Source organism: Actinomadura sp. NPDC049382 (assembly GCF_040677125.1).
GTDB lineage: Bacteria > Actinomycetota > Actinomycetes > Streptosporangiales > Streptosporangiaceae > Spirillospora > Spirillospora geliboluensis.
This window is the reverse complement of record NZ_JBFARO010000221.1, coordinates 1-7164: the sequence shown is the minus strand read 5'-3', so window position 1 is coordinate 7164 and position 7164 is coordinate 1. Positions and strand designations below refer to the sequence as shown.

Sequence of the window (7164 nt, the reverse complement as noted above, 5' to 3'; positions counted from 1 at the left end):
CGGCGCCGGGGTGGACGACGGCGGCGCCCGGCGCGGGCGACGCCGCGTCCGGGGCCGGCAGGTCCAGGTCGCGCGGATCGGCGCCGAACCCGTACCAGGCGGCGAGCCGGCACCAGCGCGCCACCTCGTGCTCGGCGGGATCCCACGCCGGCCCGTCGTCGTGCGGCGCGGCCGGGCAGGCGAACGCCAGCAGCCGGCCGGGCTCCAGGGCCGCGAGGAGCCGGTGGCTCTGCGGCCCCGACCCGTGCAGGTTGACGGCGACGTCCACCGGGCCGGCGGCGCGGAGCGGGGCGTCCAGGCCGTCCGCCGGGAGGACGTCGTCGACCGCGCCGGTCGCGCGGGCCAGCGGGCCGAGCGCCGCCGGCGCGGCGAGCGCGATCCGGGCGTCCGGCAGCCCGCGCCGCAGCGCCCGCAGCGCGGGCACGGCGGTGAGCAGGTCGCCGAGCCCGAGGGCGCGCAGCACCAGCGCGCGGCGGGGCGTCACGGCCACGACGGCTCTTCCGAGGGGCAGACGACGAGCTCCCGCACCTCGCACCCGGCCGGCTGCGCGAGCGCGAACGCGATCGCCTCCGCGACGTTCTCGGGCGGGTTCAGCTTGGCGTCCGCGCCCGGCCGGTACTGGGCGGGGCGGCCGTCGAAGAACGCGGTGTCCATCCCGCCCGGCACGATCATCGTGACGCCGACCCGCCCCGCCATCTCGGCGGCGAGCGCCCGGGTGAACCCGACGACCCCGAACTTGGACGCGCAGTACGCGGTGGCGTCGCCCAGCGCCCGGAACCCGAGCGTGGACGCGACCGTGACGATCCGGCCGTGCGGCTCGTTCTCCAGGTAGGGGAGCGCGGCGCGGACGACGGCGGCGGTGCCGAGCAGGTTCACCTGCACGACCCGCTCCCAGTCCTCGGCGGGGACCTCGCACAGCCCGCCGCACGCGTCGATGCCGGCGGCGGTCACGACGGCGTTCAGCCCGCCGGCGGCGCGCGCCAGCCCGTGCACGGCGCGCTCGGCGCACCGCCGGTCGGCGAGGTCGGCCTGCATGTGCTCGAAGCCGAAGTCGTCCTTCGGCGGGTGCCGGTCGAGGATCAGGGGGCGTCCGCCGCCGTCGGCGACCCTGCGCGCGACGGCCGCGCCGAGTCCGGAGGAGCCACCGGTGATGAGGACGTTCATGACGCGGTTCCCTTCTTGGTGGACAGCAGGCGCGTGGTGGAGCGCCCTTCCAGCAGGGGCAGCAGGACGATCTCCCCGTTGTGGGCCCGGACCGTCTCGGCCTCGGGCAGCGTGGTCCCGGCGTAGTCGGCGCCCTTCACCCACACGTCGGGGCGCAGCCGCTCCAGCAGCGGCGCCGGGGTGTCGTCGTCGAACACCACCGCGGCGTCGACGTCGCTGAGCGCCTCCAGCACCCGGACCCGGTCGGCGGCCGGCGTCACCGGCCGCGACGGCCCCTTGCGGCGCCGGACGGACGCGTCGGAGTTGACGCAGACGATCAGGCAGTCGCCGAGCCGCCGCGCCTGCTGGAGCAGGCTGACGTGCCCGGCGTGCAGCAGGTCGAAGCAGCCGCCGGTCGCCACCACCGTCCCGCCCGCGCGCCGCGTCCGCTCGACGATGTCCCAGGCGTCCTCGCCGCGCTCGGGCACGAGCCGGGCGGTGCCGGTCTCGGCGAGCTGCGCCGACAGGGCCGCCGCGGCCCCGGCCCGGACGAACTCCGACGCCCGGTTGACGCCCTCGGTGACGGCGGCGGTGAGCGCCGCGCCGTCGGCGAGCGCGCCGACCGCCCCGGCGGCGAAGCTGTCGCCCGCGCCGCACGAGTCGCCCCGCGCGGGCCGGGCGGGCGCGAGGAACGGCGGCGCCTCGGACCCGTCGCACAGCAGCGCGCCCTCCGCGCCGAGCGTGACGGCGACGCCCTCGATGCCCCAGGCGCGGCCGAGGTGGCGGCCGCGCCGGCCGGCCGCCGACAGCCCGAACCCGGTGATGTCGGCGCCGTCCGCGGCGGCCAGCCGCGCGGCCTCCTGCTCGTTCGGGGTGAGCAGCCGGACGACGCCGGGGACCGGCGGCTCCCCGCGCGGGTGCGGGTCCCAGACGACCGGGACGCCCGCCGGCAGCGCGCCGAGCAGCGAGCGGACGGCGCGGTGCCGGGTGACGCCGCGGCCGTAGTCGGAGACCAGCACGGCGCCGGCCCCCGCGATCGCGTCGGTGACGCGCGGACCGACGGGCCCGTCCAGGGCCTGCCCTTCCCCGGCGTCCAGGCGCGCCACCGACTGCCCTCCGGACCGGATGCGCAGCTTGCAGGGCGTCCCGCCGTGCAGGTGGAACGCGGCGACCTCCAGGTGCCGCTCCAGCATCGCGCGCAGCCGCCGCCCCGGCTCGTCGTCGGCGAGCGCGGTGACGAGCACCACCTCCCGCCCGGCCGCGGCCGCGAGCAGCGCGGCGAGGCCCGCGCCGCCGGGGCGGGGCAGCTCCTCGGCGCCCTCCACGACGGGGACGGGCGCGTCCGGGCACAGCCGGCTGCTGGTGCCGACGATGTCGATGTCGAGCAGGACGTCGCCGACCACCACGAGTGGCGCGGTCATGGCGTCTCCCTCCGCTCAGGCACGGCTCACTCCGAGCGCCTCGTCCACCACCCCGCACAGCAGGTGCACCGCCGCGAGGTGGATCTCCTGGACGGTCGAGGTGGTCCCGGCCTCCACGGTGACCGCGTCGTCGCACGCCGCCGCGAGCGGGTTCGGGCCGGGTCCGGTGACCGCCCACGCCGCCATGCCGAGCCGCCGGGCGCGGTGCGCCGCCGCGATCACGTTGGGGCTGCGGCCGCTGGTCGACAGGCACACCAGCACGTCCCCGGGCCGGCCGTGCGCCTGCACCTGCCGCTCGAAGACGTTCACCGGGCCGTAGTCGTTGCCGATCGCGGTGACCGAGGAGGTGTCGCCGTGCAGCGGGATCGCCGACAGCGGGCACCGCTCGTTCTCGAACCGGCCGACGAGCTCGGCGGTCAGGTGCTGCGCCTCGGCGGCGCTGCCGCCGTTGCCGCAGGCCAGCAGCCGCCCGCCGCCGCCCAGCACGCGGGCGAGGCGGCGCCCCCACCCTTCGAGGACGGGCACCTGGTCGCGGAACAGCAGCGCCGCCTCGGCAAGCGCCTCCAGCCGCCGGTCGTGGACGGTGGAGGTGCGCGTCCCGAACCCCGGCTGCGCGGTCACGCGGCCACCTCCGTCAGCGCGGCGGCGTGCCGGTACACCTCGGCGGTGTCGGCGGCGACGCGCGCCCAGGAGTAGCGGGCGCGGGCCCGGTCGCCCGCCGCGAAGCCCATCGCGGCGCGCCGGGCCGGGTCGTCCAGCAGCGCCCGGACCGCGGCGGCCGCCGCCTCCGGGTCGCGCGGCGGGACGAGCGTGCCGGTGACGCCGTCCACGACCGTGTCGAGGTGCCCGCCGACGGCGCTCGCCACCACGGGGATCCCGCAGGCCATCGCCTCCAGCGGCACCATCCCGAACGGCTCGTACCAGGGGAGCGCGGCCACCAGGTCCGCCGACCGCAGCAGCGGGGGCACCTCCGCGCGGCCGAGCCGGCCGAGGAACTCCACCCGGTCGGCGACGCCGGCGTCCCGCGCGACGCTCCGCAGCCGCCGGACCTCGGGGTCGCCGTCCAGGCCGCCGCGGGGCGGCCCGCCGGCGACGGCCAGCACGGTTCCGGGCAGGTGCGCGAGCGCGCGGATGGCCGTGTCGACGCCCTTGCGCTCGACGAGCCGGGACAGCACCACGACGCGGTGCGGGCCGGCGTCCCCGCCGCCGGGGCCGCCGGGGGTGAACAGGCCAAGGTCGACCCCGCACGGCACCACCCGGACCCGGTCGCGGGGCACGCCCATCGCGGCCAGCTCGGCGACCTCGTCGGAGCAGGTGGCGATGACGGCCTCGGCGGCGCGCCCGACCGCGCGCTCCAGCCGGACGCGGGAGGCGGGGCTGGTGTCCGCGGCGCCCTGGTGGCGGCGCTTGACGGCGCCGAGCGCGTGGTAGGTCTGCACGACCGGCACGCGCCGCGCCCCCGGCGCCTGCGCGGCCTGCACCGCGGCGAGGCCGCTCATCCAGAAGTGGGCGTGCGCGACGTCGGGCGGGTCGGCGGCCCAGCGCCGCTCCAGGTACGTCCCGAAGTCGCGCATCCACGGCAGCAGCTCGTCCTTGGCGATGCGCTCGGGCGGCCCCGCCGGGACGTGCTCGACGGCGACGCCGGGCGCGAGCCGCACCCGGTCCGGCGGGGCGGGGGCGTCGCGCCGCGTGTAGACGGTGACGTAGTGCCCCTGGCGGCCGAGCTCGGCGGCCAGTTCCGCGACGAACACGTTCTGCCCGCCGCCGTCCGCCCCGCCGAGGCCGCCGTCGGCGGCGAGCGGGCTGGCGTGCTCGGAGATCATGGCTATTCTCATCGCGTTACCTCCTGGAGAGTTCGCCGCCAGTCGCGCAGGAAGCGCGCCAGGCCGTACCTCTCGGCGGCGTGGGCCCGCGCCTCCTTGCCCATCTGGCGGGCGCGCGGCGGGTCGGCGGCCAGGGTCCGCGCGGCGTCCGCCAGGGCGGCGACCCGCGTGGACAGCACCCCGGCCTCGGGCGGCACCGCCTCGACCGCCTCGGTGGTGGCGAGCGCCACCACCGGCAGGCCGAGCATCATGGCCTCGATGAGGGCGAGGCCGAGCGAGGTCCACCGGTAGGGGTGGACGTAGACGCGCCGGCGGGCGAGCTCCGCGTGCATCCTCGCCTGCGGCAGGTCCTCGAAGGTCCACAGCGACTCCGGGGGGATGCCGAGGCGCTCGGGGGCGCCGGCGACGTTCATGCCGAACAGGTCGAGGGGGACGGCCGCCGCGAGCTCGGGCAGCAGGTCGGTGCCCGCGACGCGGCCGCGGCGCAGCGGGTCGTTGATGACGACGCCGGCGCGGGGCATGTCGGCGGTGTACCGGTAGCCGGGGTCGACGACGCCGTGCTCGATGACCAGGACCGGGGCCCGGCCGCAGTTCCAGAACAGCCGGTTGAAGTGGGTGACGTGCACGACGGGGATGTCGGCGCGGTCGTGCAGGAAGTGCCGGCTGTCGGGCACGACCTCCTCGGGGAGCCCCGCGTCGGAGGGCGTCCGGCGCGGGGTGTCGTGCTCGACGTAGACGGCGGGGACGTCGCGTCCGGGGCGCCGGCCGAGCCATTCCTCCGCCAGCCGCAGCTCGTGGGGGCGCTGCAGCACGACGGCGTCGACGTCCTCGTGGCGGAGCCGCTCGGGCGTCACCTCCACCGCCCGGTCGGGCCAGGTGAAGGTGTCGGGCCGCCCCCGGCCGTCCGGCCCGCGGCCGGGGAGGACGGGGACGAGCGTGGTCTGCGGTCCGTGCACGAACGACGTCGCCCACGAGCCGTGCACGTGCCACATCAGGACTCTCATCGGGCGGGCGCCTCCTCCACGGTCGCGACGACCTCCACGGCGGCGGCGACCTCGTCGGCGGTGACGGTCGACAGGCAGGGGTGCCCGTCGACCGGGCATTCGCGGGCGCGGCTGTCCCGGCACGGCGCCCGCTGGTCGCCGAGCAGCGCCAGCGGGACCCCGAACGGCGCCCACCGGGCGGCGGGCACGGTCGGCGCGAACAGCGACACGACCGGCGTCCCGACGGCCGCCGCGAGATGCGCGGGGCCGGTGTTGCCGGCGACGACGGCGCACGCGCCCGCCAGCACCGACGCCAGTTCCGGCAGCGACGTGCGGCCGCCGAGGTCCAGGCCGTCCTCGCCGGCGACGAGCGCGGTCAGCTCCTTCTCGTCGCCGTGGCCGGTGACGACCACCCGGCGCCCGGAGGCGCGCAGCAGCCGCACCGCCTCGGCGCAGCGCTTCGGCGGCCAGGCGCGCGCGGGCACGGACGTGCCGGGGTGCACCACCACGTAGCCGGGGCCGCCGGTGAGGTGGTCGGTGTCGGGCAGCGGCCCGCGGACCCGCAGCCGGGTGTCGGCCGGGGACGGGAACCCGGCGTCCTCGGCGAGCGCCAGCATCCGCAGCGGCTCGGGGACGTCGGTGTCGGGCCGGTGCCGCAGGTCCAGCAGCGACCCCGGGTAGTCCTCGCTGATGCCGCCGATCCAGGGCGTCCCGGCGAGCCGCAGCAGCAGCGCGAGCGGCAGCGGCGACTGGTGGAAGGAGGTGAGGACCAGCGCCCGGTCGAAGCCGCGCAGCTCCCGGACGATCAGGTCGATCTCCGTCCGTTTCACCGGGACCCGGTCGGGGTCGATCCAGGGGGCGCACCATTCGATGACGCGGTCGACGCCGGGCAGCATGTCGGCGGCGGCGCGGCCGCGCGGGCCGCACAGCAGCACGACCTCGTCGGCGCGGGCGGCGACCGCCCGCACGGCGGGCCCGGCGAGCAGCACGTCGCCGAGGTTGTCCTGGCGTGCCACGAGGACCCTCATCGGCGCCGCCTTCCGCCGAGGACCAGTTCGACGGCGGCGGCCAGCGTCGGCGCCGTCTCCGGCGCCCGCGCGATCTCCGCCGGCCGGGTCCGCCGGGTCGGGACGAGGATGCCGCGCGCGCCCGCGGCCGCGGCGGCCTCGACGTCGCCGCCGACGTCGCCGATGACGGCGCAGTCGGACGGCAGCATCCCGAGCCGCTCCGCGGCGCGCTCGATCATGCCGGGCTCGGGCTTGCGGCACTTGCAGCCGTCGCCGTCGTCGTGCGGGCAGAACTCCCACACGTCGATCCGGCCGAGCAGCTCCTCGACGCGGGCGTTGACGCGCCGCACGTCCCCGGCGCCGATGAGCCCCTTGGCGACGCCGGACTGGTTGGACACGACGCCGATCCGGACGCCGTGGTCGCGGAGCCGGTCCAGGGCGCGGCGCGCGCCCGGCACCGGCTCGACCCGCTCCGGGTCCCCGTTGTACGGGACGTCCCGGATCAGGGTGTCGTCGCGGTCGAACAGCACGGCCCGGGGGCCGCCCCAGCTCCGCGCCCGCCGGTGGACGGCCAGCCCGCGGACGCGGTGCAGGACGGCCGCGGGCGGGATGGCGGCGCTCGTCACGAGCATCGTCGCCGCCTCTCCGGGAGTCTTGGGGCCCGGCTTGATCCGCTCGTAGGCGAACCGCGCGGTCAGCACGGCCCAGGTGCCGGCCGCCGCGGCGGCGACGGCCGTGCCGCGGCGGGGGGGGGGGGGCGGCGCGGGGGCCCGCGGTGGGGTGATGA

General features: G+C 78.3%; 7 protein-coding genes and 1 pseudogene. All 8 read right to left on the bottom strand.

Annotation, left to right across the window (positions count from 1 at the left end; genetic code table 11):
* Positions 1-490 (bottom strand): annotated as a pseudogene (locus AB0K34_RS45540) (glycosyltransferase family 9 protein); the annotation flags it as partial.
* Positions 481-1164 carry an SDR family oxidoreductase gene (locus AB0K34_RS45535; RefSeq protein ID WP_364554748.1) on the bottom strand — a complete coding sequence of 228 codons (684 nt, stop codon included), beginning with the start codon at positions 1162-1164 and terminating at the stop codon, positions 481-483. The pseudogene AB0K34_RS45540 and the gene AB0K34_RS45535, both read right to left, overlap by 10 nt.
* The gene (locus AB0K34_RS45530) at positions 1161-2564 is read right to left on the bottom strand and encodes a PfkB family carbohydrate kinase (protein WP_138639045.1); all 1404 of its coding nucleotides are present in this window, start codon (positions 2562-2564) and stop codon (positions 1161-1163) included. Before AB0K34_RS45530 ends, AB0K34_RS45535 begins: the two co-directional genes overlap by 4 nt.
* A 15-nt stretch (positions 2565-2579) precedes the next feature.
* A complete protein-coding gene (locus AB0K34_RS45525) occupies positions 2580-3089 on the bottom strand; it encodes an SIS domain-containing protein (protein ID WP_364554750.1) in 510 nt (169 codons plus the stop codon).
* Positions 3090-3181: 92 nt separating this feature from the next.
* Positions 3182-4399 carry a glycosyltransferase gene (locus tag AB0K34_RS45520; RefSeq protein ID WP_364554747.1) on the bottom strand — a complete coding sequence of 406 codons (1218 nt, stop codon included), beginning with the start codon at positions 4397-4399 and terminating at the stop codon, positions 3182-3184.
* On the bottom strand, positions 4396-5391 hold the full coding sequence (locus AB0K34_RS45515) for a glycosyltransferase family 4 protein (RefSeq protein WP_364554746.1): 996 nt from the start codon (positions 5389-5391) through the stop codon (positions 4396-4398). Before AB0K34_RS45515 ends, AB0K34_RS45520 begins: the two co-directional genes overlap by 4 nt.
* On the bottom strand, positions 5388-6398 hold the full coding sequence (locus AB0K34_RS45510; protein WP_364554744.1) for a glycosyltransferase family 9 protein: 1011 nt from the start codon (positions 6396-6398) through the stop codon (positions 5388-5390). The genes AB0K34_RS45515 and AB0K34_RS45510 overlap by 4 nt, the downstream gene beginning before the upstream one ends.
* Positions 6395-7164: HAD-IIIA family hydrolase (locus tag AB0K34_RS45505; RefSeq protein WP_364554742.1), on the bottom strand; the 770-nt coding region annotated here is incomplete at its 5' end. The genes AB0K34_RS45505 and AB0K34_RS45510, both read right to left, overlap by 4 nt.

Bases quoted from the DNA above. Each gene is read 5' to 3' on its own strand.
- AB0K34_RS45510 (WP_364554744.1), bottom strand. From the start codon at position 6,398: ATGAGGGTCCTCGTGGCACGCCAGGACAACCTCGGCGACGTGCTGCTC.
- AB0K34_RS45530 (WP_138639045.1), bottom strand. From the start codon at position 2,564: ATGACCGCGCCACTCGTGGTGGTCGGCGACGTCCTGCTCGACATCGAC.
- AB0K34_RS45515 (WP_364554746.1), bottom strand. From the start codon at position 5,391: ATGAGAGTCCTGATGTGGCACGTGCACGGCTCGTGGGCGACGTCGTTC.
- AB0K34_RS45535 (WP_364554748.1), bottom strand. From the start codon at position 1,164: ATGAACGTCCTCATCACCGGTGGCTCCTCCGGACTCGGCGCGGCCGTC.
- AB0K34_RS45520 (WP_364554747.1), bottom strand. From the start codon at position 4,399: ATGAGAATAGCCATGATCTCCGAGCACGCCAGCCCGCTCGCCGCCGAC.